Below are 26,441 nucleotides of genomic sequence, written 5' to 3' on the forward strand. Positions count from 1 at the left end.
CCCGAGGATTGCTCATGCCGGACCATCCCACCCCGAACCAGCAGCAACCGATCGCGACCGCGGGGCAGGGGGGCGAGCCCTCACACCGATGGTCCTGGCCCGCCTCGGTGCTCGTCTTCGCCCTCGCGCTCGCGGCGTTGGCGCCGACGGCGGGCGACTTCGGCGTGACCTGGGACGAGCCGGCCTATCGCTACAGCCAGGTGATCTCGGCGCAGTGGTGGCGGCAATGGGCCTCGGTGCGCTCGTGGGGAGACGTCCAGGCGCAGCTCGACCCCGACGCCTTGCTCTATTACTGGCCTTATGCGCGGTTCGGGATCAACTTCCATCCCCCGCTCGCCGGCCAGGTCAGCCTCGCCGGGCGGGCGGTGGTCGGCTCGTGGATGAAGGACTACCCTTCGCGACGGATGGGTTCGATCGTCGAGTTCGCGCTCACGATCGCCATCGGCTGCCACTTCCTGTCGCGACGCTACGGGCCGGCGGCGGGGCTGGTGATGGCCGGCTCACTGCTGTTCATGCCTCGGCTGTACGGCCAGGCGCACCTGCTCGACACCGACATCCCCGGCCTCTTCCTGTGGGCGGCCACGGCGCTCGCCTTCTGGAACGGCCTGCACGAGCCGAACGCCCGCCGCTGGCGAGTGCTGGTGGGGGTCTTGCTCGGGCTCGCCTTCCTGGAGAAGACGGCGGCGGTCGCCGTGCTCCTGCCCATCCTCGCCTGGATGACCGTGGCCTGCCTGCCGTCGGCTTTCACCTGGAAGGCGGGTCGCGCCGCCTGGATCGACGCGGCGTTCACGCTGGGGTTGATGCTCCTGCCGCTGGGTGCGGCCTTCGTCGAGATCCAGATGTTGCAGCGCCGGCTGCCGCCCCCCTCGCAGGCGGACCTCTATTTCCAGACATTCCCTCGTCCCCAGGTCGCGATGCCGGGGGCGATCCTGGCCGTCCCGCTCGTGGTCTGGTCGCTGCGACGCCTGCTCGCGCGCCGGCGGCCCGGCAGCCCGATCTGGGGCGTCGAGCGACCGGCGCTCGAGACGCTGGCGGCCATCGCGGCGTTCGCGCCCGTCGTGGGCTGGCTGGGGAACCCCGCCTGGTGGCGCGAGACCATCGTGCGGATGACCCATTACTACACCCTCACCAACGACCGCCAGGGGGCCTTGCCGGACATCCTGATCCTCTACGCCGGCCAGATCTACAAGTACAGCCTCCCGTGGCACAACGGCTGGGTGCTGGCCGCGATCACGGTCCCGCCCACGATCCTCGCGGCCGGGCTGGCGGGGATCGCCTGGGGGCTTCGGCGCGTGCGAACCGACCGGATCCCGGTGTATTTCCTGCTCCACCTGGCGATCCTGCCTTTCCTGAGGATGTTCCACACGCCGGCCCACGACGGCGTCCGGCTGCTGCTGCCGTCGTTCTTCTTCCTGGCGGCGTTCGCGGGCTGGGGGACCGTCTGGATCGGCCGGGCGGTCGCCCGACGCATCCGCTGGGGCGTGGTCATGACCGCGGCGCTCGTCCTGGCGCCGGCGCTGGTCTCGCTCGTCCGGATCCACCCCTACGAGCTGTCGTATTACAACGCCCTGATCGGAGGACCGTCGGGCGCCTGGCGCCGGGGCTTCGAGATGACCTACTGGTACGACGCCCTCACGCCCAGCGTGCTCGAGGAGCTGGACCGCAAGTTGCCTCAGGGCGCCGAGCTGGACTTCCTGAACAAGAAGACCGAGTCGTCGATGCAGGTGCTCAACGACCTGCAGGCCCTGGGCCATCTCCGGCCCGACATCCTCCTGTTCCGGCGCAGCGGCGAGCACTTCCCGTTCGTCCTGCTGCTGACCCAGGACTCCAAGGCGACGGCGTTCACGAGGCTCCTCTTCGCGATGAAGCCCTGGTTCGCCTCCGAGCCCCGCCAGCTCGACGGCCTGCGGGTGCTGACGATCGCCGATCCCGTGGCCGTCTCGCGGGCCTGGGCCCTCAGCATGCTCGTCGACGCGCCCGCCCCCCCGCGTCGCGACCTCCCCGTCGCTCCCGAATGGGTCCACGCCTACGCGCCCATCCTCAGGCGATTCTGGGGCGAGGGGCTCCAGCTCGACGACCCTCTCACATTCAATTCGGTCGTCTTCGACTGGGCCCGGACCGACCCCGAGGGCCTCAAGGCCGCGGCGCGTCGCATCGCGGAACTGAAGCCGGAGCCGGAAGACGCGAATGCGACTCGATTGTCTCGCATGCTCATGCCGGATGGCGACGTCACACCCCAGGCGATCAACAAGAGCCTTCTCGGCCAGCTCGTGGCCGCCCGGCCCGAGGCGCTCGTCGAGGCCGTCGACATCCTCATCGCGCATCCCGACGCCGTGGCGAGCGTGCTCACCCGGTACGGCTACACCGACCCCGCGACGGTCGGCGGCTACCTCGACCGCGACCAGGTCGAGGAACGCATCGCCCGGCCGTGACGACGGTCGAATCCCAGTTCCATCTCGATGAAGCGTGGTATGGTTCCAGCAGGGGCCTTGCGCGCCGGGCGATCCGCAAGGCCGGCCCTCACGTCGACGGGCCGACCCGGCGACCGAAAAACATCATGTAAATCCCTCGCGAACCAAGCCAATCGTTTTTTCACCATAAGCCTTGTCCAGAAACATCTTACGGCGATATTCGGTTGGCTTCCATGGCACGGACGAACCCCTTATTGAAGCCGATCCGCCGCGATCCGCTCGACTCCCGGCCGGGATGGGGAACAATTGCGGCGACCCCGTCGAGTTTCGCACCTTCCTGTACGTAGGATCAGTGCGTAGAATGGAAAGGCCGAGCGCGGCGCGAGGCGTCCGGGGAGGCGAGTCATGGGCCAGATCCAGAAACTTCCGGCGTCGGTCGTCAACCAGATCGCCGCGGGCGAGGTCGTGGAGCGGCCGGCCTCGGTGGTGAAGGAGATGATGGAGAACGCGATCGACGCCGGGGCCAGGCGGCTCGAGGTGAGCGTCGAGCGCGGGGGCAAGGACCTGATCCGGATCGCCGACGACGGCGAGGGGATCGCGGCTGAGGAGATGCTGCTGGCCTTCCAGCCCCACGCCACCAGCAAGCTCCAGACCGCCGAGGACTTGCACCGGGTGCGGACGCTCGGGTTCCGGGGCGAGGCCCTGGCGGCGATCGCCGAGATCTCCAAGGTCCGCTGCCAGACCCGGCGGGCCGACGCGCCCGAAGGGTCGGAGATCCAGATCGAGGCCGGGATCGCCGGGCCGATCAAGAGCTGCGGCTGCCCGGTCGGCACGGTGATGGAGGTCCGAAACCTCTTCTTCAACACGCCGGTGCGGCGGACCTTCTTGAAGTCCGACTCCACCGAGGCCGGCCACGTCGCCGAGACCTTCGCCCGGATCGCCCTGGCGCATCCCCAGGTCCACATGACGTTCCGGTCGGCGGGCAAGATCGTCCACGACCTGCCGGCCGTCGCCGGCGTCCGCGAGCGGATCGCCACCTTCTTCGGCCGCGAGCTGGCCGAGTCCCTCCTCTGGGTCGAGGGGAAGCTCGAACAGGTCGCGCTCTGGGGCTACGTCGGCCACCCCTCGCAGAGCCGGTCGAGCACCAAGGGCCAGTACCTCTTCCTGGGCGGTCGGTACGTGCGGGACCGCAGCCTGAGCCACGCGCTCAACGAAGCGTATCGAGGCCTGCTCATGGTCGGCCGCAATCCGGTGGCCTTCCTGAACCTGGAGATTCCGCCCGAGGAGGTGGACGTAAACGTCCACCCGACCAAAATCGAAGTCCGTTTCCGCGACCCCCAGCGCATCTACAGCCACCTGCTCTCGACGCTCCGCCAGACCTTCCTTTCGAGCGACCTCCACAGCCGCCTCCAGGCCGTCCCGGGCGCCAGGCCGGCCGAGGCGTCGAGCCCGGCGAACGGCTCCGACGACGAGACGACCGATTGGGCTGCCCCGGCCCGACTGTCGCCCACGCCCGCCCGCGCCGAATCGTCGTACGGTTTGGAATCGCCCCCCGCCAGCCGGCAAGCGATCGCCTCCTGGTTCGAACCCTCGCGAGGGCCGGCCGCGGAATTCCCCAAGATCCCCGACTCGGTGGGGCAGGTCCAGCCGCCCGATTGGTCGCGGTCGCTCCCCGGCCGGTTCGAGTTCGGGCAGGGTGCGAGCTTCGACGAGTTCGCGTCGCCGGCCCCGGAGCAGACACCCGGCCCGCCGCCCGAGATACCGCCGATCGAGCGCCGCCGTCAGCCCGAGCCGGACCTCCACGCCAAGGCGATCCAGGTCCACGACAGCTACCTGATCGCCGAGACGAACGAGGGGATGATGGTGATCGACCAGCACGCCCTGCACGAGCGGATCCTCTACGAAGAACTGCGGAGGCGCGTCGCCGAGGGCCGGGTCGAGTCGCAGGGCCTGCTCGTCCCCGAGCCCGTCCACATGGCGCCCGACGAGGCGGCGACGCTGCTGGAGCACGCCGACCTGCTCGCCACGCTGGGGCTGGAGGTCGAGGGCTTCGGCGGCGACACGGTGCTCGTCCGGAGCACGCCCGTCATGCTCTCGCAGCTCCAGCCCGAGCGGCTGGTCCGCGACCTGGCGGAGCACCTCGCGACCCGCCCGCTCCCCCCGACCCGCGACGGCCTGGTCGCCGAGCTGCTCCACATGGTCTCGTGCAAGGCGGCCGTGAAGGCCGGCCAGAAGCTGACCGCCGACGAGATCGACGCCCTGCTCGCGCGTCGCGAGCTGGCCGCCGACGCCCACCACTGCCCCCACGGCAGGCCGACCGCCCTGATCTTCACCAAGAGCGAGCTGGAGAAGCAGTTCGGCCGGATCTGATGAGCCCTCGCGGGCCGGGGTCATTTCTCGGGATATCCTCCGGTGACCAACTGTCCGCCGTTCGTCGGCAGCCAGACCGTGCAGGTGTTCCGCCAGCCGATCGAGATCTGGTAGCTCTTGGCCTTGTTCCAGGAGATGGCGGTGGCGACGGCCGACTTGATCTTGTCGGTGATGTAGCGGTTGTTGGGATCGATGACGTCGTTCCAGACGTAGGTCAGCTCGAAGTCGACGCGAATCCCCCCGCCCGGCGGCAGCGACTTCGGAGGCATGAAGGGATGCCCGCTCCGGGCGATCTGCGGCCCCTGGTATCGCGAGACCTCGCCGAACCCGACGATCAGAAAGTCGCCGGCGTCCTTGTTGGTGCCGTGGAGGTATTGATAGCCGATGATCCCCTCGCCGTTCTCGACCTCGGCGTGGAATCGCCTCGCCGTGGCCGAGCGGCCCATCTTGGCGCGCCTGGCGAGATCCCTCGCCGCCTCGAGGACCTGCGTCCAGACGACGCCCCTGAGCATGTCGCTCCTGGTCATGTACGAGGTCCAGGAGGGATCGTCCCGCACGTCGACCTTCCGGCCGCCGCCCCGCAGATATTGCGCGAGGATCATGCGGCCGGCCCAGTCCGAATCGAGGTATTCGAGCGACTCCGGTTCCAGCCGCTCGCGGCGAGCGTCGCCCGTGTGTCGATTCCGCTGATCCTTGTCGCGATGCTCTTCCTCTTCCTGCTCCGTGAAGGGTTTGCCTCGCTCTTCCGACATCGGCGGGTCTCCTCGGTGAAGACGGAACGGCTCCTCCCTCCGTCGCGACTGCAGACGTATCTCGGGCCCGAATTCTCAATGCGCGGTCCGGGGGCGAAAGATGTCAGCCGGCCCCGAATTTCGTCGAATTCGACCGGCCGGCCACGACGGGGCGGCGAGATCGAACGCCGGCGCACGCTCGGGGAAAGCCAGGCATCCCTCTCGCACGTCGCCCGGACGAGACGCGGGCCGCACCCGATTTCGGGATCGCGAGGGGGCTCGTCGGCGTTCCCGCGAAGCCGTCGGGCTTCCTCTATCGTCGACCCGGCCGGCTCGCGTAGAATCGCCTGCCGGGGAGTGCCGAGGCGCGCCGTAAGGGTCGGACGGGCAAGCGGAACGGTCCTCCCGGAGCGGGGAGTCTTCCGGCGATGGCATTGATCTGTGCGACGATCGGGCGGGGCCGCCATTCCTCGCTCCTCGAAGAGTGGCAGGCCGCGGCCAAGGCGGGGGCCGAGCTGGTCGAGCTGCGCATCGACTGCCTCCGGCGCGAGCCCGACCTCAAGCGGCTGCTCAAGAACCGCTTCACGCCGTTCATCTTCACCGTCCGCCGCGGCGTCGACGGCGGCATGTGGCGCGGCGACGAGGAGAAGCGACGGCAGATCCTCCGCGAGGCCATCGCCCTCGGGGTCGATTACGTCGACCTGGAAAATGACGTCGCCGGCGAGATCCGCCGCTTCGGCAAGACCAAGCGGATCGTCAGCTACCACAACCTGAAGAAGACGCCCGAGGACATGGGCGAGGTCATCGCCGCCTGCGCCGAGCGCGACCCGGACGTCGTCAAGGTGGCCGTGGCCGCCTCATCGGTCGCGGACGCCTCGCGGGTGCTCCAGGCCTCGGTCGGCGCCAAGCATCCGACGGTCGCCATCGCCATGGGCGAGATCGGCCAGTTCACCCGGATCCTCAACGCCAAGTTCGGGGCCCCATTCACCTTCGCCGGCTTCAACCCCGAGCGCGTCTTCGCCGCGGGCATGCCCTTCCTCTCGGAGCTGAAGAAGGACTATCTCTACGAGAAGATCGACGCCGACACCGAGGTCTACGGCGTGATCGGCGACCCGATCGGCCACAGCCTCAGCCCGGCCATCCACAACGCCGCGTTCCGGGAACTCGGCCTGAACAAGGTGCTCGTCCCGTTCCTGGTCCCCAAGGGGGGCCTCGAAGGCTTCTTCCGCAGCCTCGAATGGGTCGGGGTCAAGGGCTGCAGCGTCACGATCCCGCACAAGGAAGACGTGATCCCCCTGCTCAAGAGCAAGGAGAACTCCGTCGAGCGGACGGGCTCATGCAACACGGTGGCCATCGCCGACGACGGCACGAAGACCGGCTACAACACCGACTACCGGGCGGCGATGGACTCGCTCGAATCGGTCCTGGGCCGAAGCGACGACCCCGAGTCGCCGAGCCCGTTGATCGACAAGCAGGTGCTGATCCTCGGCGCCGGCGGCGTGGCTCGCTCGATCGCCTTCGGCGTGACGCGTCGGGGCGCCAGCGTCACCTTGACGAACCGCCACGACGAACGCGCGGCGCTGCTCGCCGAGGAGGTCGGCTGCCGATCGGCGAACTGGGGCCTGCGGGCGACGATGCTGGCCGACGTGATCGTCAACTGCACGCCCGTCGGGATGCACCCCAACGTCGACGACACCCCGCTGCCGCCCTCGGCGTTCCAGCGGCCGAGCATCGTCGTCTTCGACACGATCTACCATCCCGAGAACACGATGATGCTCAAGCTGGCGCGCGAGCGAGGCTGCACCACCCTGACGGGCGTGGACATGTTCCTGCGTCAGGCGGCGTTGCAGTTCAAGATCTACGCCGGGCGGGAAGCGCCGATCGACGTGATGCGGGCGGCCCTCAAACGCAAGCTGGGACCCCTGAAGGACGAATGAGCCGCGAACCGATGGGCGAGACGAACGGCGGGGGCCTGGTGCTGGTGGGCTATCGGGGCACGGGGAAGTCGACGGTCGGCCGGCTTTTGGCCGGGCGGTCGGGGCGGCCGTTCGTCGACGTCGACGACGTGATCGTCGCCCGCGCGGGGCGGACGATCCGGGCGATTTTCGAGGACTCGGGCGAGCCCGCCTTCCGCGAGCTGGAGGAGTCCGTCGTGCGGGACCTGGTCGCCACGCACCCGGGGGCCGTCCTGGGGACCGGCGGCGGGACGATCCTCCGCGAGGCCAACCGCCGCGCCCTGACCACGTTCGGCCTGGTCGCCTGGCTGCGGGCCGACGCCGACGAGTTGGCCCGCCGCCTGGAAGCCGACTCCGCCACTCGCGAGACCCGTCCGTCGCTGACCTCCAAGGGGGCGCTCGAAGAAATCGCCGAGGTCCTGGCCGTGCGGACGCCCTTCTACCAGGAGATCGCCCAAGTCGTCGTCGACACCCAGGAACGCGGCCCGGCCGAGGTGGCCGACCTGATCCTGCGACACTGGTCGCCTTCGACCGTCGCCCGCCCCGCTGGGGAGCCCCACGCGTGTTCGTGAGCTGGCCGCTGCTGGCGTTCCTGGGCTTCGGCGTCTTCTGCGTGGGGACCGTCGTCGGCAGCTTCCTGAACGTCTGCATCTACCGCATCCCCTGGCAGAAGAGCGTGATCTGGCCGGCCTCGCACTGCCCGCGCTGCTACGGGGCGATCTCGACCAGCGATAACGTGCCGATCGTCGGCTGGCTCGCCCTCCGCGGCGAGTGCCGGATGTGCGGCCTGCCGATCTCGGCCCGCTACCCGCTGATCGAGGCCCTGGTCGGCCTGCTGTTCCTGGCGCTCTACGTCGTCGACGTCCTTTTGGCGACGCGGGAAGGTTTCGGCCAGATCCCGGTCTCGTCGCTGGCGGTGCTCGCCTATCACGCCCTGCTCGTCGCCCTCCTCGTCGCGGCGACGTTCATCGACTACGACCTGCTCATCATCCCCGACGAGGTCACGGTCACGGGCATGGTGCTCGGCATCGCCCTCGGCGCGGCCTTCCCGTGGATCCGACCCGAGCCGGCCGCCGCCGCGACCCATCTTGGAGGGCTGGGGGTGGGGATCCTCGGGCTGCTCGCGGGCGCGGGGCTGACGGCCGGGGTCCGGTCCAGCTTCTCGTTCCTGCTCCGTCGCGAGGCGATGGGGTTCGGCGACGTGACCCTCATGGCGATGATCGGCGCGTTCCTGGGGTGGCAGGCGGCCGTCCTGACCTTCTTCCTCTTCCCGTTCTTCGGCCTGGCCCACGCGCTCTGGAAATTGACGCTTTACGTCGGCAAGCGGCTGGCCGGGGCCGAATCTTCGAGCGCCGATCGCGAAATACCTGCGGGGCCGTACCTCAGCATGGCCGCCGCGTTCCTGCTGTTCTCCTGGCGGTGGCTCTGGCCACTCTGGGCGAAGAACCTGTTCGAGATGCTCCACGCCATCTTCTGGTGGATGCTCGGCGTCAACGTCGGGCCCCTGAACTAGGTTCCTGATGGCGGGTCGGCGGGATTCCGGGGGGGACGCTGGGCCCGATTCCGGCTAGAATCCGGACGGGTCGACGCGAGGCCGAAACCGGGGAGGGCTAGGCGATGGCGTACCAGTACAAACGTCGGCGGCCGTCGATCATCCGCAACTTCTGGGTCTACCGCAGGCTGATCGGGACGGCCGTCCTGCTGGGCCTGATGCTCTGGTTCATCTGGGCGAACGACGGGGCCGTGACCGTCGCCTTCCCGTTCCGGCTGGGGACCTATCAGAGCACGGTCGGCGTGATCATCCTCCTGAGCGCCCTGTTCGGGTCGCTGCTCACCGTACTGGGCATGACCGTCTTCTTCGCCCTGCGGAAGATGCGGGGTCAGCACGGCCCTCCCGAAACGGCCGAGACGCGCGATCTTGACGAGGATCGGCCCCCGCCCGACTACGCCTCGAAAACCGAGGACGGGATTCGCAATTCCCTGTGGTGAAACGGCCGAAGATAGGACTAGCTCCTTTCTCGTCCCTCAAGTCCCCGGAAGGGCGTCGTGGATCTCGTGACGACTGACATCCACTCACGGACGATCTCGATCGGCGGCCGGAAGCCGACTCCTCGCCGCGGTTTCGCGCTCGTCGGCCTGATCCTGGCCGCCGGAACGTTGACCGGCTGCTCCGGCCGGGGCACGTACATCACGGGCGGGCCTTCCAGCGGCCAGCTCAAGGCCAGCGTCAGCCACCTGGAGTTCGAGAACGACCAGCTCAAGACGCAGGTCGCCCGCTTGAAAGAGGAAAACCGCGCGTTCGAGGATCGGCTGGTCCAGGAACAGCTCCACAACGGCGAGATCACCGCGAAGCTCGACAACGTCCGCAACGTGTTGCGGGACCAGGGTTACAGCGGCGACGCCGACGTCGACCTCGACGCCCCCCTGGGCCGGGCCAGGACGCTGCCGGCCGGTCGGACCACGCCTCCCAAGCGGCGAGCCCCCGCCGCGCAGATCTCCAAGGCGAGCGATTCCGAGGAGATCCCCCCCATCCGCATCGACGACAACCACCGCGATACGCGTTCCTCGACCTCGTCGGGCCGCTCGCGCTCGTCGAAGGCGACCACCGACCCCGACGACGCCGTCGGCATGCGCGAGGACGACCTCCGCTGGACGCCCATCGCCCGCGGCGGAGACGCCCCGGCGACGCCCAAGCGCTGAGGTGGGCCGAACCCGCCCCCGGCGGTTGTCGTCCATCAGGTCGGCCGGGTACCATCGGGGTCCGAGCGACGTCCGATTCGACAACCGAGGCGCGGCATGATCGTCATCATCGACTATGGGATGGGCAATTTGCGGAGCGTGCAGAAGGCCTTCGAGGCCGTCGGCCATCCCGCCGAGATCTCCGCCGATCCCGATCGAATCCGCGACGCCTCGCACGTCGTCCTGCCCGGCGTCGGCGCCTTCGCCGACGCCATGTCGGAGCTGCGCCGGACGGGGATGGATCAGGCCTTCACCGATGCCGTCCGTTCCGGCAAGCCCTGCCTGGGCGTCTGCCTGGGCCTGCAGCTGCTGTTCACGACGAGCTATGAGGACGGCGAGTACGCCGGCCTGGACCTGATCCCCGGGCGCGTGATCCGGTTCGCCCCCCGGCCGGGCCTCAAGGTCCCGCACATGGGCTGGAACACCCTGGCGATCCGCCGGCCGATCCCGTTGCTGGAAGGTGTGGGGGCCGAGCCCTCGGTCTACTTCGTCCACTCCTATCACGCCGCGCCCGACGACCCCGCCGACGTCGCCGCCGTCTCCGACTACCCGGAGCCTTTCCCCGCCGTCGTCAACCGCGCCAACCTCACCGCCTGCCAGTTCCATCCCGAGAAGAGCCAGCAGACCGGTCTGGCCATGTACGCCAACTTCGCCCGGCAGTAGGCGTGCGGGTGGAGAATCGCGGCCACCCGCCGATCCGACAGGATCGTTCCTGCGCCCCCGCCGTTTTTCCGACCGCCTCCCATTCCGCCGGCTAGGTTTCCTTTCGATGGACCGCGCGTCGCGCGGGCGAGGTCGAGGGATCGACCCGGCAAGGAATGCGCTCTCGTCGGAGGACGGACGGATGGGGAAAAGCCTGCGCCGGCGGCGTCTGCGTCCTTCAATCGAGATGCTCGACGCCCGTCGCCTCCTGTCGGGGTACGCCCCGGCCCAGATCGGGACGGCTTACGGGCTGTCCTCGATCACGCTGACCTCCAGCACCGGGGCCGCGGTGGCCGGCGACGGGTCGGGCCAGACGATCGCCATCGTCGGGGCCTATCACAACCCGACCCTGCTCTCCGACCTCAAGGTCTTCAACCAGACTTACGGCCTCCCGGACGCCCACGTCACCGTGGTGAACCTGGGCGACCAGACCACGAACGAGACCTGGGCCTCCGAGTCGGCGATGGACGTCCAGTGGGCTCACGCGATCGCCCCGGGGGCGACCATCGTGATGATCGAGGCCGCGTCCGACGCGGCCGACGACGTCCTGGCGGCGGTCGACGCGGCGCGGAATACGCCCGGGGTCGTCGCCGTCTCGATGAGCTTCGGCTTCACCGAGACGGCCGGCCAGCACACCTACGACTCCTATTTCACGACCCCCGCTGGGCACGCCGGGATCACCTTCTTCTCGGCCAGCGGCGACCACGGCCCGGCGGGAGGCGCGATGTACCCCGCCAGCTCGCCGAACGTGGTGGGCGTGGGGGGGACCTCTTTGACGCTCGACGACGCCGGCGACGTCCTCTCGGAGGGCGTCTGGGCGCGGAGCGGCAGCGGGCCGGGCCGATTCGCCGCCGCGCCGAGCTATCAGCGGACCTTCCAGCAGGGGGCCAAGCGGAGCACGCCCGACGTCCTGTTCCTGGGCGACCCGACCACCGGCGTCAGCGTCTTCCACACGACGCCCGGCGCTTCCCAGGGCACGTGGCGGGTCGTCGCGGGGACGAGCCTGGGGGCCCCGGCCTGGGCCGCCATCATGGCGATCGTGTCGCAAGGCCGGGCCCTCGAAGGCCGGGCGAGCCTCGACGGCCCCTCCGAGACGCTGCCGATGCTCTACGCGCTGGCCGGGACCGGGTTCCGGAGCGTGACGAACGGGGTCTCGCCGACGGCCGCCGGGCTGGGCGTCCCCGACGGGCGGACCCTGATCCCGGCGCTGGTGAACGCGACGACGGCCCACGACGCCTCGGCGACGAAGACGACCGTCGCGGTGGCGGAGCCGGTCGCGTCGACGAACAAGCCGGCGATCCGCAGGACGCCCGCGTTCCGACGTCGGACCGTCGCGGCCCCCCGCGCGCCCCTCGCCCCGGTCCGCCAGCCCCGGCTCGTCCGCCAGGCCGCCCCGGTCCGTCGGAAGGCCGTCGGCGCCTGATCGCTCGCGGCCGCGGCGAGCCCATCCCGCAGGACCGATTTTTCCCCGCGGCCGCGGGGCCGCTCGGTGCTTGCGACGGATCCTGGCGACGGCTAGAGTTGAACTCAGGCAAGACGGTCTTCAGATTCGGTGAAGTTTCATGCAAGTGATACCGGCCATCGACCTGCGAGGCGGACTCTGCGTCCGCCTGCGGCAGGGGGATTACGACCGCGAAACCGTTTTCGGCGACGATCCCGCGGCGATGGCCGGGCGGTGGGTTTCGGAAGGCGCGACGCGGATCCACCTCGTCGACCTGGACGGGGCGAAGGCCGGCAAGCCGGTCAACGTCGACGCCGTCCGGGCCGTCGTCCAATCCGTGCCCGTCCCCTGCCAGCTCGGCGGGGGCGTCCGCGACGAGAAGACGATCGAGACCTGGCTCGAAGCCGGGATCGAGCGGGTCATCGTCGGGACGCAGGCGCTCCGGGATCCCTCGTGGTTCCGGTCGATGGCGGAGAAGCATCCCGGCCGTCTGGTCCTGGGCCTCGACGCCCGCGACGGGATGGTGGCCACCGACGGCTGGCTCGAAACGTCGAACGTCTCCGCGGCCGAGCTGGCCGGGCGGTTCGACGACCTGCCGCTGGCGGCGATCATCTACACCGACATCGCGCGCGACGGGACTTTGGAAGGCCCCAATCTCGACGCGACGGCCGCGCTGTGCCGCCGCGTGAAGACCTCGGTGATCGCCTCCGGGGGCGTCGGCGAGCTGGCCGACGTCGATCGCCTGGCGGCCCTCCCGGTGGTCGGCTGCATCGTTGGTCGAGCCCTGTACGAGGGCAAGTTCTCTCTGGCGGACGCCGTGGAACGCGCGGGACGGGCTTCGGCCCGCCCCTGAGCGAAGGGTCCTTTTTTCGCGCCTCGCTCCAAGGCGTCGGGACATTCTCCGATCGGGACTTCGACCCCGTCGCCGAGGCGGCGGGCGGGTCGCCGTACGCTCATGCTCGCACCCGCGCGGACCTCCGCGCGTTTCCACGCACCTCCCTGCTGAGGACACTCGCCATGACCACGACCTATCACATCGCGGATATCCGGAACGTCGCCCTCGCTGGACATGGGGCGTCGGGGAAGACCAGCCTCGCCGACGCCCTCCTCTTCGCCGCCGGCGCCACCACGCGCAAGGGCTCGGTGGACGACGGGACGAGCACGCTGGATTTCGACGACGAGGAGAAGCGGCGGCACTTCACCATCGACTGCCACCTCGGCCACCTCGCCTGGAACGGCCGGCAGGTCCACCTGATCGACTCGCCCGGCTACCCCGACTTCATCGGCAACGCCCTGAGCGCCCTGGCCGCCGTCGAGAACGTCGTGCTCGCCGTCTCGGGCCCGGCCGGGATCGAGGTCAACACCCGCCGCCTGTTCAACGAGGCCCGGCGGATGGGCCTGGGCCGGTTCGTCGCCGTCACCAAGATGGACGCCGACAACGTCGACTACCGCGCCGACCTGGAAGCGATCCGCGAGACCTTCGGCCCGTCGGCCGTCCCCTTCAACGTGCCCGTCGGCCAGGGCCCCTCGTTCTCGGGCGTGATCGACGTCTTGCAGGCGCACGACGACGATCCGGCCGGCTGCCCGCTGCCCCCTTCCGAGGCCTACCAGATGCTCGTCGAGCAGATCGTCGAGAGCGACGAGGAGCTGATGAGCCGGTACCTCGAAGGCGAGTCGATCGGCGTCGAGGAGCTGCGCAAGGCGGCGCACGACGCCATCGCGGCCGGCAAGCTGGTTCCGGTGCTCTGCGTCTGCACCAAGAAGGACCTGGGCGTCAAGGAGCTGCTCGACCTGGTCACGACGTGCGGCCTGAGCCCCGAGGACGTCCACCGCTTCGGCACCCGCGGCGACGAGCCCGAGGCCCCCGAGGAGGAAATCCTTCCCGCCGAGGACGGCACGCTCGTCGCCCAGGTCTTCAAGACGGCCAACGACCAGTTCATGGGCAAGCTCAGCTTCCTCCGCATCCTCACCGGCAAGCTCACCCCCGAGACCAACCTGGTCAACCTCCGCAGCGGCAAGACCACCAAGGCCGGGCACGTCTACGTCCTGCAGGGCAAGGCGCAGGAGGAGGTCCCGGAGGCCATCGCGGGCGACATCGTGGCCATCGCCAAGTTCGACGACCTGCACGTCTCGGACACCGTCAGCAACGTCGGCGGCAACACCACGGTCGCCCGCCTGAAAGCGAGCCCGATCCACTTCCCGGCCCCCATGGTCCCCCGCGCCGTCGTCCCCAAGGCCCGCGAGGACGAGGCCAAGATCTCCGCCGGTTTGGCCAAGATCGCCGACGAGGACCCGACCTTCACGATCCGCCGCGACGCCCAGACCCACGAGCTGGTCATCTCGGGCATGAGCGACCTGCACCTCGATGTCGTCCAGCAGCGGCTCAAGAACCGCTACAAACTGGAGATGTCGACGCACATCCCCCACGTCCCGTACCTGGAGACCATCTCCGCCCCCGCCGAGGCCGACTATCGTCACAAGAAGCAGACCGGCGGCCGGGGCCAGTTCGCCGAGGTCCACCTGCGCGTCCGCCCCGTCGAGCGCGGCAAGGGCTTCACGTTCACCGACGCGGTGAAGGGAGGCGTGATCCCCAACCAGTACATCCCGGCCGTCGAGAAGGGCGTGCGCGAGCGGCTCGACAAGGGCGTGATCTCGGGAAATCAGGTGGTCGACGTCGAGGTGGAAGTCTACTTCGGCAAGGACCACCCGGTCGACAGCTCGGAGCACGCGTTCAAGACGGCCGCCGCCAACGCCTTCCGCAAAGCGTTCGAGAAGGCCTACCCGGTCCTGCTGGAGCCGATCGTCTCGGTCGAGGTCACCGCCCCCTCGTCGTTCTTCGGCGACCTCTCGGCCGACATGTCGACCCGCCGCGGCCACATCTCCGGCATGGACGCCCAGCCCGGCGGCCAGCAGACGATCCAGGCCGTCGTGCCGCTCGCCGAAATGCTCTCGTACGCCTCGACCCTCAAGAGCATGACGTCGGGCCAGGGCGCGTTCACCATGGAGATGCGCGGCTACGAGCCGGTCCCCCCCAACGTCCAGCAGCAGATCGTCGACCGCTACCAGAAGAGCCGGGCGGGCATCGAAGAGGAATGAGTCGCGAATGACGCCGCGTGAGCGGACGAGCCCGTCGTCCGCTCACGCCTTCTCCCGCCGGGAGAAGGTGGTCCGGAGGGCCGGATGAGGGTTATGGCGCTTCGCGAACGTCTTCGCGGCCCGGTACGCCCTCCGAACTCCGTCGACCCTCATCCGCCGCTGCGCGGCACCTTCTCCCGAGGGGAGAAGGACACTCGGCGGCGGCGACCGTGTTCGCCGCGTCAGGGGGCCTCGGCGGCCTTGGGGGCGATGCGGATGTCGAGGCCGATGCGGGTGGTCCAGATCTCCCAGTCGTCGCGGCTCCAGCCGACGACGATGCCCGAGCCTTCGAGGCGGTCGAACATCTGCTCGACGTAGGCGGGGACGCGGTCCTCGTACTCGGTCGTGAGGTCGAGCTTGCGGCCGATGAGGCTGAAGAGGCCGCGGATCGACGACGGGCCCTTGTCGCGGATCCATTCCCGTCCCTCGGGCGAGGCGGGGTCGGGGCCTTCGAGCGTCAGGCCCATCGAGCGGAGCAGGCGTCCGAACTGGCCGAACCACGAGTCGCCGAACCCGAAGTAGTCGCGGTGGATGATGTGGACCTCGCCGCGGCGGACGATGGCGGCCTGGTAGACCGACTCCAGGTAGTTCTCGCCGTAGTCGGTCTGGAAGGCGATGTTCACCGCCTTGGCCAGGTGCTGGAGCGCCGCCGGGACGCCCACCTTGCGGGGGTCGACGTCGAGCCCCATGTCGCGCAGCTCGCCGGCCTTGCGGGCCGTGACCTGGCCCCCCGGCCCGGGCGTCGTCGCGACCGACACGCCCACCGGGACGTTCCGCGACGCGCCCTCCTGAGCCCCTCCGCCGCCCTGATCCGCCGATTTCGCCATGTCCGGCCCCCGCTTGAACCCGCCCGGCCCCGACCCTCAAGCCCGGTGCGTCGTCATCATACCCGGCGGGCGCCGGGCGCGATACGCCCGGCGCGTCAGATGTGCTCGTCGATCAGGAGGGGCATGCGCGAGGACCGCGTCATGACCTGGTAGTAGTGGGTCGACGGCACGCAGATCATGTAGGCGACGGCGATCCCCCGCTCGTCGGGGACGAGGATCCCCCGGATCCCCTGGCGGATGCGGAACCAGACGCCGCGGTCGCAGCCCAGGGTGGCGGGGATGTCGACCCGGACCGCGCCGACTTGACGCCAGTAGCCCTGGTCGACGGTCGCCTTCCAGGTCCAGCCGGTGGGGGGCAGGAACCGGCTCTGGCCGCGGCCGTTGCCCCAGCGCACGACCTGGAGCCGGCCGTCGCGCAAAACCGGCAGCCGGGGGCGGCGGTCGCGGTACAGGAAGCGGACCTCGCCCTCGCCCCCCCGCTCGTGGCGGCGGCGGTCGAGGCCGTGGCGCCCGATCAGTTCCGTGGGCAGCTCGCTCCATGCCAGGGAGATTCCGACGCACACGGTGGATACGACGCGACCGATGGATAGGGGGAGTTTCAAGGCTGGATTAGAAGCACATCTTGTCGCGGACGTCGCAGATGTCGTAGGCGTTGGCCCCGTCGGCGTAGATCGCCGGCAGGTAGAGCGTGGCGGCGCTGCGGAGGGCGAACCGGCCGATCCGGTCGTTGATCTCGGCCTTGACCCGGGCCACGGCCTCGGCGCGGAGCCGGCGCGCCGGCGGGTCGAAGAAGGAGAGGGCGCTCTGGCCGCGGGGGGCGAGGTCCTCGGCGATCAGGTGCATGTGCGTGGCCGTCGCCCCCCGCGCCCAGGCCTGGCGGAGGCAGGGGCGGGCGGCCTCCAGCAGGACGTCGAACCGGTCGCTGGGGACCGCCAGCGTCCTCTGGCCGAACCCCGTGTGGCCGGTCTTGTACATGAGGAAGACCTTGATCCGGCCGGCGGCGACCTCGTGGTACCGCAGCTCCTCGATCAGGCGCTCGACGTTCCGCACCAGCCAGGCGTAGAGGAGCACCGGCTCGGAGGTCGCCTCGCCCAGGCTGCCGCCCCGCGAGAGCGTCTTGTGGGCCGGCCGCCGGCATTGGATCGCCTGGACCGGGTCGCCGTTGATCTCCCACCAGAGGGCCTCGCCCGAGGCCGTCAGCAGCCGCCGCACCAGCGCCCGGTCGGCGCGGGCCAGGTGCAGGCACGTGGTGATCCCCCAGGCCGACAGCCGCTCCGCCCGCCGGCCGGCGATCCCGGTGATCTCGGTCACGGGGAGGCCGGCCAGCAGCTCCTCCTCGGCGGCCGGGTCCAGCACCGCGCGGGCCCCGGCGGGCTTGGCCGTGTCCGAGATCAGCTTGGCCAGCGTCCGCGTCCGGGCGATCCCCACCGTCACCGGCACGCCGACGCACTCCTCGATGCGGTCCCGGAGCGCCTTCGCCAGGCCCTCGAACGTCTCGCCCCGGCCCGGCTCGGCCCGGAAGAAGAACTCGTCGATCGAGTAGTACTCGACCCGCCGCGAGGCGTCCTGCATCAGGCCCAGCATCAGCCGGCTCAGCACCTCGTACCAGCGGAAGTCGCGCTTGATGTAGATCCCCGACGGGCATTTCACCAGGGCCTCCCAGATCGGCTCGCCCGTCTTGACGCCCGCCGCCTTCATCTCGTAGCTCTTGGCGATGACGCACGCCCCCTGGTTCCCCAGCACGCCCACCGGCTTGTCCACCAGGAACGCGTCCCGCACCCGCTCCGCCGACACGTAGAAACAGTCCGCGTCGAGATGCCCCACCGCCGTCGCACGTCCGTCCATACCCATGGACAAAACCATAGTTTGCACGTTTGAACAGGTCAAGCTGAAAAGGCCCGCGGTCGCGAGAATCCCGGCCTCGCGGGGCGGATGCGACGAATGATCCAGAGATGAGCGTCCCCCGACGGGTGGCGGGCGAGCGTGTTGCGAGCCGCACCTCCCGCCCGCATGGCGATCCGCTCAGCGTCGGAATGCGCCCGTCGGGCCGCCGAGTTCCTGGAGCCGCTTCCCGACGGGCTCGAAAGGGTCCGAACTCAGCACGGCCCGCTTCGTCGCGGGATCGAGTTGGAGCAAAGGATACAACGGTACCGTGGCCCCGAATGGGTCCAGGGATGCCCTCGTGGCCGCCTCGATGGTCAGGCGAATCCGCTCGGGGGTGCCTTCGACGGGCGGGGGGATCTCCCAACGGACCAGGCCGTTCGCGTCGCCGATCATCAGGACGCCCCGGCCGTCGGGGGTGAACGAGACACTGCCCCCGGAGGATGTCGGCCAGGCCGGGCCCACCGGCAGGCCGAGGGATGCGTCCCAGAGCCGCACCGTGTGGTCCATCGAACTCGTGACCACGAGACGCCCGTCGGGGCTGAGGGCCGAAGAAACGACGACGTCATGATGACGCAGGAGCGGAGTGACCGGTTCTCCCGTGCGGGCGTCGTAGAGCCTCGCGGCGTTCTCTTCGTCGTGACTGGCGAGCACCTTTCGCCCGTCGGCCGTGAAGGCCAGTTGTCGAATGCTCGAGGTCGACGGTGCCGTCCAGATCTTTCGGCTCGTCGTGGCGTCCCAGAGGGTCAATTGAAACGCACCCGTCGCGAAGGACTTGCCGTCCGGGCTGAAGCGGGCGGCCCGGACCACGCCGGAGACCTCCGATTCCGGCCCGAGCGGTTGCCCGGTGGCCGTATCCCAGAGACGGGCGAACCCGTAGACGCCTCCGAGGCCACCTCCCGCGATCAGCAACGTCCGACCGTCGGGACTGAAGCGGATTCGCTCGATCGGTTGCGCGCGGAGGCTCGGGCCGGCGTTGCGCTGCTCGACCACGGGGGGCTGGGTCATCAACGGGCCGACGGCTTGCCCGGTGGCCGCGTTCCAGAGGCGGACCGCGCCCTGATCGTCGCCGGTGGCCAGCAGGTGACCGTCGGGCGAGAATGCGAGGGCCCTGATGCGGCGATCCATCGCCATCCGCGGGACCTGCTCGCGTCCTGTCGTCGTGTCCAGGATCTGGCAGTCATTCGACCCCACCACCGTGGCCACGCGCCGTCCGTCCGCGCTGAAGGACGGCTCCGGCGCCCGCTCGTAGCCTTGCTCGTATCCCTCGGTCTCGCGGGACTCACCGATGGCCTTGCCGTCGGACAGGTCGTACAGGCGGCAGAATTCCCGACGTTGCTCCGGGCGCAAGTACGTCCGGACCATCGTCCGCCCATCGGGGGCGAAGGCCAAGCGATAGTATTCATCCCCGAATCCGGCACCAAGTGCGACGGGCTCCAGGCCCGGCGCCACATCGATGAGTTGCTTGTTCACGGAAGCGATGATATTACAATACTCGATCAGGACCTTGCCGTCCGGCAGGAACATCGGCCTCTCACCCCCCGTCATGGGCGCCACGGCTCCCAGGGGCTTGCCGGAGGGGACTTGCCAGATCCGGATCGGGCAACCGCCGGTGACGATCAACCGTCCGTCCGGCCGGAAGCAGGGCCGCTCGAACGACCCACCCTTGCTCATGTTGGAAATCCAGCTCATCCTGGTGCCGATGGGACGGCCCGTCGCCGTCTCCCAGAACTGGGCCCTATTCCGCGAGTGACAGCCGGCCAATACCCAACGGCCATCCGGGCTGAAACGGGCGTTTCGACGTCGAAATCGACCTCCTGGAGTGGGTGCAGGCGTCCGCGGGTCGTGAAGTCCCAGACGGTCACCCCTCCCGGCGATCGGGTCCGGGTGTTCAGGTGGCGCCCGTCGGCACCGACCTCCACCCCATCGATCGGCTGCCCCGAGTCGACCGGTTGCCCGTCCTCGTCGCCCGTCTCGACATTCCAGACGTGGATCTTCGTCCCGGCGGTCGTCACCAGGAGCTTGCCCGTCGGATCGAAGCCGACGCCCGTCGGGGGTTCCTCGTGGACCAGCGGTTTCCCGACGAGTTGCCCGGTCGCGGCGCTCCAGATCCGGGCTCGCCCGTCCGAGGATGCGAGCGCAACGAAACGACCATCGGGGCTGTATCGGGCCCCGTCGCGGAAAGTCCCGCCCGCGGGAGCGTCGGCCTCCAGCGCCAGGACGAACCGGAGCGTGGGGGTGGCCTGCTCGAAGATTCGTGCGATGCCGTCGCTGCCGACGAGAAGCACGCTCAGGCCATCCGGACTCAGGGCGACGTCGCTCACCTGTGGGCCCCACCTCAAGCCCGGCCAGTCGAGGCTGGAAATCGTCCCAGCAGTGACCCACTGTCGCCCCACGGTGTTCAGTTGTCGCCCCCACAGATTGATGCTGGCGCGGATGGCGTAGTCGAGGTCCTCGGCCCCCGGCGGCGTCAACTCGAGGCTACGGGCCATCCAGAGGAGGCCCACGTCGGCCTGGCCACCCTCGCAGAGTGCCTGGGCGCGTTCGTACGTCATCCGGGCTGTCTTCCCTCGCGACTCGGTGAGGGCCAGCTCGGTCTCCTTGCGTGCAGTCTCAGCGATTCCTCGCTGCTCGGCCTCGGCTTTCTCTGCCTTGACCGCCAGGTCACGCTGGTCGCGTGCCAGCTTGGCCTGCCAGGCGAAAGCGACCTCTCCGATCAGCAGAGAAGCGGCAACCGCACTGGCCGCGATCACCGATACCCTGTGGCGGCGGACGAACTTCTTCAGCCTGTACCGAGCACTTGGCGGGCGGGCCTCGACGACCTCGTCGGCGAGGTACCGCTGGATGTCGCGGGCGAATCCGTTGGCCGTGTCGTACCGCCGGGTGCGGTCCTTCTCCAGGGCCTTCATCACGACCCAGTCCAGCTCCCCTTGCAACAGCTTCGACAATCGGGCCGGGTCGATGCTCCGATTGGCGGCGATGTTCGGCAACGCTTCGGCCGTGCTCAGCTTCGTGCTCGGTCGCGGCGGATCGACCTCGCGCACCATCCTCAGCATTTCCAGGAGAGCCCCGCGTTTGAACTGCCTGGCGTCGAGCGGCGGCGACCCGGTCGGCAGCTCGTAGAGCATCACCCCGAGGGCGTAGACGTCGGTGCGCGTGTCGATGTCCATCGACGAGGGGTCGGCCTGTTCGGGAGACATGTACGTCGGCGTGCCCACGATCGCGCCGGTGTCCGCGAAGCTCATGTCGGTCAGCTTCTGCTCGGTCGCCTTGGCCACGCCGAAGTCGATGACCTTGGGCGTCGCGCGGCCGTCGACCTCCGTGACCAGGACGTTGCCCGGCTTCAGGTCGCGGTGGATGATCCCCTTCCGGTGGGCGTGCTGAACGGCCAGACAGACCGCGACGAACAACTCCAGCCGGGCTTGCACGGGGAGTCGTTTCGCGTCGCAGTAGTCGGTGAGCGGCACGCCCTGGACCAGCTCCATGACGAAGAACGGCTGACCGGCGGGGGTCACGCCGCCGTCGTAGATGCGGGCGATGTTCGGGTGATCCATCATCGCCAGGGCCTGCCGCTCCGCGTCGAACCGCGCCAGCACGCCCCGCGAATCCATCCCCGTCTTGATCAACTTGAGCGCCACCCGACGCTTCACCGGCTCGGTCTGGCCGGCCAGGTACACCGAGCCCATACCGCCCTCGCCGATCACCTCGACGAGCGTGTACCGTCCGGCGATGACCGTGCCGAGCCCTTCGCTCGCCCCGACCCGGGCCGAGCGGGGCGTGGGAGCCTTCGAGGCCGCCGCGGTGGCATCGGAATCGGCGTGGTCGATCGTCGCCGCCGTCCGGTCGACCCGGAACTCCCCGGTCGCATCGGTCGGGGCCGTGGGGGTCCCCGATTCCAAGTCCGTGGCGGCGTCGGGATCGACATGAGCTAGAGTCTCCGTCCCCTCGTCGGGACGGTGCACGCCGGTCGCGAGCGACGTCGAGGGGTCGTCGGTCTCCGAGGAATCCTCGGGCGCGCGTGGCGTCCGACCGAGCGGGCCGCGGCTCCGGGCGTAGCCGGCCAGCAGCTACTCGAGGCGACGGCGGAGCTCTGGGTTCCCGGCGCATGCCTGATCGAGGAACGCGGTCCGTTCGGCCGGATCGCTGCGATTCAGGGCCTCGGCGAAGAGGTCGAGCTCGTTCACGGGAACGCTCCTGCGGGTGGTTCGTCCCACCCGATGCGGAATCGGCTTCGAAACGCGCAGAAGATTTCGAACCAATTTTCACCCACGGGACGGGCCGGCCGCCAGCCGGGACCGACAAGCGTCGGCGGCGAAAAAGCGACCCCGGCCGTCGAATTCCTGATCGCCGATCAGCCGCAGTCACTCTTCATGAACGAGCGCCGTGCGCGCGGGCGACCTCCCGCGACTCGTTGCGTGCGGATCGACCTCGCGACGCTTGTGGGCGGCGGCGACCGCGAGACTCGGCCCGGGGCGACGGTTATCATGGGCCGGGCGCGGGCCCTTCCCCGTCCGCCGTTTCCGCGCGGACCGGGCCCGCACGCCGGGAGGAAGAGCCATGAAGAATCGATCCGGGATCGGCGTCGGCGTCGCGGCGACGCTCGCCTTCGGGGCGGCGCTCGCGGCCCTCGCGCCCCAGGTTCGGGGCCAGGCGGCCGCCGCGAAGCCGGAGGACTCGCCCAACGCCCTCGCCAGGAGGTGGTTCGAGGACGCGAAGTTCGGGCTGTTCGTCCACTGGGGCGTCTACTCGCTGCTGGGCAAGGGCGAGTGGGTCATGAACAACGATAAGATCCCGATCGCCGAGTACCGCAAGCTGCCGCCCCAGTTCAACCCGGTCAAGTTCGACGCCGACGAGTGGGTGAAGCTCGCCAAGTCGGCCGGCATGCGCTACATCACCGTCACCACGAAGCACCACGACGGCTTCTGCATGTACGACAGCAAGCTGACCGACTACGACGTCGTCGACGCCACGCCCTACGGCAAGGACCCGATCAAGGCCCTGGCCGCGGCCTGCCGGAAGCATCGCATCAAGCTGTTCTTCTACTACTCGCTGCTCGACTGGCACCACCCGGACTACTACCCCTGGGGGATGACCGGGCACGACACGGGCCGCGAGAAGAAGGGCGACTGGGCGAAGTACGTCGCCTACTACCAGGGCCAGGTGCGCGAGTTGTGCACCAATTACGGCGAGATCGGCGGCGTCTGGTTCGACGGCTGGTGGGACCTCCCCAAGGCCGCCTGGGATCTGGAGGGGACGTACCGGATCATCCACGAGCTGCAGCCCGGGGCGCTGGTGGGCAACAACCACCACGTGGCGCCCTTCCCGGGCGAGGACTTCCAGATGTTCGAGCAGGACCTCCCCGGCGAGAACTCGGCCGGGTTCAACAAGGCCGACGCGGCCGCGGCCCTGCCGCTGGAAACCTGCCTGACGATGAACGACTCCTGGGGGTACAATTCCAAGGACGACCACTTCAAGTCGCCCGAGCAGGTCGTCCACGCCCTCGTCGGCGCGGCGGGGCGGGGGGCGAACCTGCTGCTCAACGTGGGGCCGCGGCCCGACGGCGCGATCGGCCCGGAATTCGCCGAACGGCTGCTGACCGTGGGCCGCTGGCTCGAAGGCAGCGGCAAGACGATCTACGGCTCCCGCAGGGGGCCCATCCCCCCGAAGCCCTGGGGCGTGAGCACGGTCCGGGGCGCCCTGGGGGGCGAGGCGCCGGAGGTCTTCCTGCACATCCTCAAGCCCGACGTGAACGAGGTGACGCTCCCCGAGGTCCTGGCGACGTCCGTCGCCTTCCCGCTGGGGAAGTCGACGCCCCTGAAGACGACGGCCGCCGAGGGCGGCGTAAAGCTGACGATCCCCGCGGACGCCCGCGCCCCGTACGACACGATCCTCTCGGTCACGGCCCCCATGCCCGACCAGCGCTGACGTCGGGGCGGCCCCCGGCCCCAGGAGTCCGACCATGGCCAGCGATCCCGAATGGGCGGACGACGACGAGGCCGGGGGCGCGACCGAGTTCGAGACCGCGCGGCCCGACCGCGTCAGCCTCGTGCTGGCGGCCCTGACCGTCGCGCTGGTGGCGGCGGCCGCCTGGCTTCGGTTCGGCCCCGGGCTGTTCCCGAAGCCGGTCCAGGTCGGCGAGCCGATGCCGCCGACCCGGCTCGCCGCGCTCCACGACCCCGGCTCTCGGCTGCTGCTGGGGGTGCAGGGCGAGGTCCTCTGGCTGGTCTTCCTGGCGGCCGACTCGACCGAGGCGAAGGCCGTCCTGCCGGAACTGGAGGCCGCCTGGAAGCGACTACGCCCCGACCGCCGCTTCGGGATGGCCGTGGCGGCGGTCGACGAGGCCGGACCCGACCGGGCGCGGGCCGCCCTGGAGACCTACAAGGGGAAGATCCCCCTCTACCTGGCCGGGCGTGACGCGCCGCGATCGTTCGGGATCGAGCCGGCGGGGGCCCCCTGGCATTTCCTGGTCGACCCCCACGGCCGGGTCGCGGCCGTCGCGCGGGGGGCGGGGGCCGACACGGTCGACCGCCTCTCGAAAATGGCGTCCGACTGGCTGGGCGCCCTGGAGCCGGCGTCCGAGTCGCGGTTCTCGCTGACGCGCGTCGGCGCGCGGGCGGCCCCGGCGGCGGGGCACGATATTGTCGAGGCCGGCCCCCGGAGTTAACGTGGAGGGCGAAGACCTCTCCCGTACCCCTGGTGAACGCACCAGGACGACCGCCGCCGCCCGGCCCGCCGGGGCCGATCGGCGATCGCCTCGGCTCGCCGCGGCGGGAATACGCCCGGCCCCGCCCGAGCCCTTGATCCGAATGCTCCCTTGAAGATCCAGAGAACCTGGACGGAGTCTTTATGTCCGCCTCCCCGAGTCCCGCCCCGCTCGTCACCCCCAAGCCGACGGGACGCACGATCAAGCGCGTGGCGATCCTCTTCGCCGGCGGCCCCGCCCCGGCCGCCAACGCGGTGATCTCCACCTGCGCCGCCTCGTTCCTCAACCACGGCGTCGAGGTCGTGGGCGTCATGAACGGCTACTCCCACCTCGTCGAATTCGCCCCCGACCACCCGATGCAGGAAGGCCGCGACTACGTCCTGCTGACCGCCAAGAAGCTCCGCCGGACGCGGAACACCCGCGGCATCATGATCGGCACCGCCCGCACCAACCCGGGCAAGGACGTCACCAGCCCCGCCCACCTGAAGGACGCCGGCCGGACGGCCCTCTTGCGGACCGTGCACGAGGCCCTGACCTCGCTGGGCGTCGACGCCCTGGTCTCCATCGGCGGCGACGACACGCTCAAGACCGCCAACAAGTTCAAGCTCTTCCAGGACTCGCTGCCGGCCGGCTCCAAGCGGATCTCGATCGTCCACGTCCCCAAGACGATCGACAACGACTACCGCGGAATCGACTTCACCTTCGGCTACTTCACCGCCGTCGAGACGCTCGCCGAGGAGATCCGCAACCTGCTCGCCGACGGCGAGGCCACCCGCGGCTACTTCATCGCCGAGTGCATGGGCCGCTCCGCCGGCTGGCTGGCCTACGGCGCCGCCATCGCCAGCGAGGCCAGCCTCGTCCTGAGCGTCGAGGACATGACCGACGACCTCACGACCGAGGAGACCGTCACCGACCCGAAGTCGGGCGTCGCGACCAAGCGCAAGATCATGCACATCGACGCGTTCGTCGACCGCATCGTCGAGCTGATGGTCGCCCGCGAGCGGGTGGGCAAGGAGCACGGCGTCGTGGTCATCGCCGAGGGCCTGGCCTCGTTCCTCCCCAGCGCCTACCTCGAAGACGCCAAGTTCGACGAGCACGGCCACTTGTCGCTGGGCGGCACCAACATGGCCCGCCTCGTCAACAAGCTGGTCGAGAAGGCTTACGAGAAGAAGACCGGCAAGAAGCGGCGGATCACGCCGGTCCAGCTCGGCTACGAGTCCCGCTGCGCCCTGCCGCACGCCTTCGACGTCATGCTCGGCAGCCAGCTCGGCGTCGGCGCCGTCCGCGCGCTGGTCGAGAAGCAGTTCGACGGCGTCATGATCTCGACGGCCGGCCAGCTCGACCTGCACTTCGTCCCGTTCGAGACCCTGATCGACCCCGAGACCCTCGTCACGGTCGTCCGCTTCATAAACCAGGGCTCCGACTTCCAGAAGCTCGCCCGCCTGCTGGAGGCCTCGCAGAACTACTGAGGACGACCCGGACCACGACGGCCTTCCCCCCTCGCGGGGGAAGGTGGCCCGAAGGGCCGGATGAGGGGGAGACGAGC

The 26,441-nt window shown here is 69.7% G+C and carries 20 protein-coding genes; 14 read left to right on the forward strand and 6 right to left on the reverse strand.

From position 1 onward, the window contains the following. Positions 1 to 14: 14 nt before the first annotated feature. Both PZE19_RS07640 and mutL read left to right on the forward strand, forming a co-directional pair. A complete protein-coding gene (locus PZE19_RS07640; protein ID WP_277859986.1) occupies positions 15 to 2,432 on the forward strand; it encodes a glycosyltransferase family 39 protein in 2,418 nt (805 codons plus the stop codon). A gap of 384 nt (positions 2,433 to 2,816) precedes the next feature. After that, positions 2,817 to 4,781 carry a DNA mismatch repair endonuclease MutL gene (mutL, locus tag PZE19_RS07645; RefSeq protein WP_277859987.1) on the forward strand — a complete coding sequence of 655 codons (1,965 nt, stop codon included), beginning with the start codon at positions 2,817 to 2,819 and terminating at the stop codon, positions 4,779 to 4,781. Positions 4,782 to 4,801: 20 nt separating this feature from the next. Here mutL and PZE19_RS07650 read toward each other — a convergent pair whose 3' ends face one another. Continuing rightward, on the reverse strand, positions 4,802 to 5,533 hold the full coding sequence (locus PZE19_RS07650; protein WP_277859988.1) for a hypothetical protein: 732 nt from the start codon (positions 5,531 to 5,533) through the stop codon (positions 4,802 to 4,804). Between the two features lie 407 nt (positions 5,534 to 5,940). Here PZE19_RS07650 and aroE point away from each other — a divergent pair, with 407 nt between their 5' ends. The 9 genes from aroE to fusA all read left to right on the forward strand — a co-directional run bounded on the left by aroE (position 5,941) and on the right by fusA (position 15,445). Further along, the gene (gene aroE, locus PZE19_RS07655) at positions 5,941 to 7,449 is read left to right on the forward strand and encodes a shikimate dehydrogenase (protein ID WP_277859989.1); all 1,509 of its coding nucleotides are present in this window, start codon (positions 5,941 to 5,943) and stop codon (positions 7,447 to 7,449) included. Further along, on the forward strand, positions 7,446 to 8,039 hold the full coding sequence (locus tag PZE19_RS07660; RefSeq protein ID WP_277859990.1) for a shikimate kinase: 594 nt from the start codon (positions 7,446 to 7,448) through the stop codon (positions 8,037 to 8,039). The genes aroE and PZE19_RS07660 overlap by 4 nt, the downstream gene beginning before the upstream one ends. Next, positions 8,030 to 8,980, forward strand: coding sequence for a prepilin peptidase (locus PZE19_RS07665; protein ID WP_277859991.1), 951 nt, complete (start codon positions 8,030 to 8,032; stop codon positions 8,978 to 8,980). The genes PZE19_RS07660 and PZE19_RS07665 overlap by 10 nt, the downstream gene beginning before the upstream one ends. Before the next feature lie 104 nt (positions 8,981 to 9,084). Beyond that, positions 9,085 to 9,456 carry a LapA family protein gene (locus tag PZE19_RS07670; RefSeq protein ID WP_277859992.1) on the forward strand — a complete coding sequence of 124 codons (372 nt, stop codon included), beginning with the start codon at positions 9,085 to 9,087 and terminating at the stop codon, positions 9,454 to 9,456. Positions 9,457 to 9,513: 57 nt separating this feature from the next. Then, positions 9,514 to 10,167 carry a hypothetical protein gene (locus PZE19_RS07675; protein ID WP_277859993.1) on the forward strand — a complete coding sequence of 218 codons (654 nt, stop codon included), beginning with the start codon at positions 9,514 to 9,516 and terminating at the stop codon, positions 10,165 to 10,167. 96 nt (positions 10,168 to 10,263) lie between these two features. Next, on the forward strand, positions 10,264 to 10,869 hold the full coding sequence (gene hisH, locus PZE19_RS07680; RefSeq protein WP_277859994.1) for an imidazole glycerol phosphate synthase subunit HisH: 606 nt from the start codon (positions 10,264 to 10,266) through the stop codon (positions 10,867 to 10,869). Positions 10,870 to 11,050: 181 nt separating this feature from the next. Next, positions 11,051 to 12,331, forward strand: a complete 1,281-nt coding sequence (locus tag PZE19_RS07685; RefSeq protein ID WP_277859995.1) for a S53 family peptidase — start codon at positions 11,051 to 11,053, stop codon at positions 12,329 to 12,331. A 139-nt stretch (positions 12,332 to 12,470) separates the two neighbouring features. Further along, positions 12,471 to 13,202: a 1-(5-phosphoribosyl)-5-[(5-phosphoribosylamino)methylideneamino]imidazole-4-carboxamide isomerase gene (gene hisA, locus PZE19_RS07690; RefSeq protein ID WP_277859996.1), complete on the forward strand. Its 732-nt coding sequence runs from the start codon at positions 12,471 to 12,473 to the stop codon at positions 13,200 to 13,202. Between the two features lie 164 nt (positions 13,203 to 13,366). Continuing rightward, positions 13,367 to 15,445, forward strand: a complete 2,079-nt coding sequence (gene fusA / locus PZE19_RS07695; RefSeq protein WP_277859997.1) for an elongation factor G — start codon at positions 13,367 to 13,369, stop codon at positions 15,443 to 15,445. Between the two features lie 221 nt (positions 15,446 to 15,666). On the opposite strand, the gene PZE19_RS07700 is transcribed toward fusA, so the two are convergent. The 5 genes from PZE19_RS07700 to PZE19_RS07720 all read right to left on the reverse strand — a co-directional run bounded on the left by PZE19_RS07700 (position 15,667) and on the right by PZE19_RS07720 (position 22,091). Continuing rightward, positions 15,667 to 16,311 (reverse strand): hypothetical protein, encoded by a 645-nt coding sequence (locus PZE19_RS07700; RefSeq protein WP_277859998.1) that lies wholly within the window; start codon positions 16,309 to 16,311, stop codon positions 15,667 to 15,669. Between the two features lie 95 nt (positions 16,312 to 16,406). Further along, on the reverse strand, positions 16,407 to 16,874 hold the full coding sequence (locus PZE19_RS07705; RefSeq protein WP_277859999.1) for a hypothetical protein: 468 nt from the start codon (positions 16,872 to 16,874) through the stop codon (positions 16,407 to 16,409). A gap of 46 nt (positions 16,875 to 16,920) precedes the next feature. Beyond that, a complete protein-coding gene (locus tag PZE19_RS07710; protein WP_277860000.1) occupies positions 16,921 to 18,162 on the reverse strand; it encodes a DNA polymerase Y family protein in 1,242 nt (413 codons plus the stop codon). Between the two features lie 171 nt (positions 18,163 to 18,333). Further along, the gene (locus tag PZE19_RS07715; RefSeq protein WP_277860001.1) at positions 18,334 to 19,866 is read right to left on the reverse strand and encodes a WD40 repeat domain-containing protein; all 1,533 of its coding nucleotides are present in this window, start codon (positions 19,864 to 19,866) and stop codon (positions 18,334 to 18,336) included. 14 nt (positions 19,867 to 19,880) lie between these two features. Next, positions 19,881 to 22,091: a WD40 repeat domain-containing serine/threonine protein kinase gene (locus tag PZE19_RS07720; protein ID WP_277860002.1), complete on the reverse strand. Its 2,211-nt coding sequence runs from the start codon at positions 22,089 to 22,091 to the stop codon at positions 19,881 to 19,883. A gap of 658 nt (positions 22,092 to 22,749) precedes the next feature. Here PZE19_RS07720 and PZE19_RS07725 point away from each other — a divergent pair. The 3 genes from PZE19_RS07725 (at position 22,750) to PZE19_RS07735 (ending at position 26,364) form a co-directional block, all read left to right on the forward strand. Continuing rightward, a complete protein-coding gene (locus PZE19_RS07725; protein ID WP_277860003.1) occupies positions 22,750 to 24,117 on the forward strand; it encodes an alpha-L-fucosidase in 1,368 nt (455 codons plus the stop codon). Positions 24,118 to 24,151: 34 nt separating this feature from the next. After that, positions 24,152 to 24,856 carry a thioredoxin domain-containing protein gene (locus PZE19_RS07730; protein ID WP_277860004.1) on the forward strand — a complete coding sequence of 235 codons (705 nt, stop codon included), beginning with the start codon at positions 24,152 to 24,154 and terminating at the stop codon, positions 24,854 to 24,856. 182 nt (positions 24,857 to 25,038) lie between these two features. After that, on the forward strand, positions 25,039 to 26,364 hold the full coding sequence (locus PZE19_RS07735; protein ID WP_277860005.1) for a 6-phosphofructokinase: 1,326 nt from the start codon (positions 25,039 to 25,041) through the stop codon (positions 26,362 to 26,364). Positions 26,365 to 26,441: the final 77 nt, after the last annotated feature.

It is taken from the genome of Paludisphaera mucosa (assembly GCF_029589435.1).
Classification (GTDB): Bacteria; Planctomycetota; Planctomycetia; order Isosphaerales; family Isosphaeraceae; genus Paludisphaera; species Paludisphaera mucosa.

Coding starts and splice junctions, on each gene's coding strand:
- PZE19_RS07650 (WP_277859988.1), bottom strand. CDS start 5,533: ATGTCGGAAGAGCGAGGCAAACCCTTCACGGAGCAGGAAGAGGAAGAG.
- PZE19_RS07730 (WP_277860004.1), top strand. CDS start 24,152: ATGGCCAGCGATCCCGAATGGGCGGACGACGACGAGGCCGGGGGCGCG.
- aroE (WP_277859989.1), top strand. CDS start 5,941: ATGGCATTGATCTGTGCGACGATCGGGCGGGGCCGCCATTCCTCGCTC.
- PZE19_RS07660 (WP_277859990.1), top strand. CDS start 7,446: ATGAGCCGCGAACCGATGGGCGAGACGAACGGCGGGGGCCTGGTGCTG.
- PZE19_RS07685 (WP_277859995.1), top strand. CDS start 11,051: ATGGGGAAAAGCCTGCGCCGGCGGCGTCTGCGTCCTTCAATCGAGATG.
- PZE19_RS07735 (WP_277860005.1), top strand. CDS start 25,039: ATGTCCGCCTCCCCGAGTCCCGCCCCGCTCGTCACCCCCAAGCCGACG.
- hisA (WP_277859996.1), top strand. CDS start 12,471: ATGCAAGTGATACCGGCCATCGACCTGCGAGGCGGACTCTGCGTCCGC.
- PZE19_RS07700 (WP_277859998.1), bottom strand. CDS start 16,311: ATGGCGAAATCGGCGGATCAGGGCGGCGGAGGGGCTCAGGAGGGCGCG.
- hisH (WP_277859994.1), top strand. CDS start 10,264: ATGATCGTCATCATCGACTATGGGATGGGCAATTTGCGGAGCGTGCAG.
- PZE19_RS07715 (WP_277860001.1), bottom strand. CDS start 19,866: ATGAGCAAGGGTGGGTCGTTCGAGCGGCCCTGCTTCCGGCCGGACGGA.
- PZE19_RS07640 (WP_277859986.1), top strand. CDS start 15: ATGCCGGACCATCCCACCCCGAACCAGCAGCAACCGATCGCGACCGCG.
- PZE19_RS07710 (WP_277860000.1), bottom strand. CDS start 18,162: ATGGGTATGGACGGACGTGCGACGGCGGTGGGGCATCTCGACGCGGAC.
- fusA (WP_277859997.1), top strand. CDS start 13,367: ATGACCACGACCTATCACATCGCGGATATCCGGAACGTCGCCCTCGCT.
- PZE19_RS07725 (WP_277860003.1), top strand. CDS start 22,750: ATGAAGAATCGATCCGGGATCGGCGTCGGCGTCGCGGCGACGCTCGCC.
- PZE19_RS07670 (WP_277859992.1), top strand. CDS start 9,085: ATGGCGTACCAGTACAAACGTCGGCGGCCGTCGATCATCCGCAACTTC.
- mutL (WP_277859987.1), top strand. CDS start 2,817: ATGGGCCAGATCCAGAAACTTCCGGCGTCGGTCGTCAACCAGATCGCC.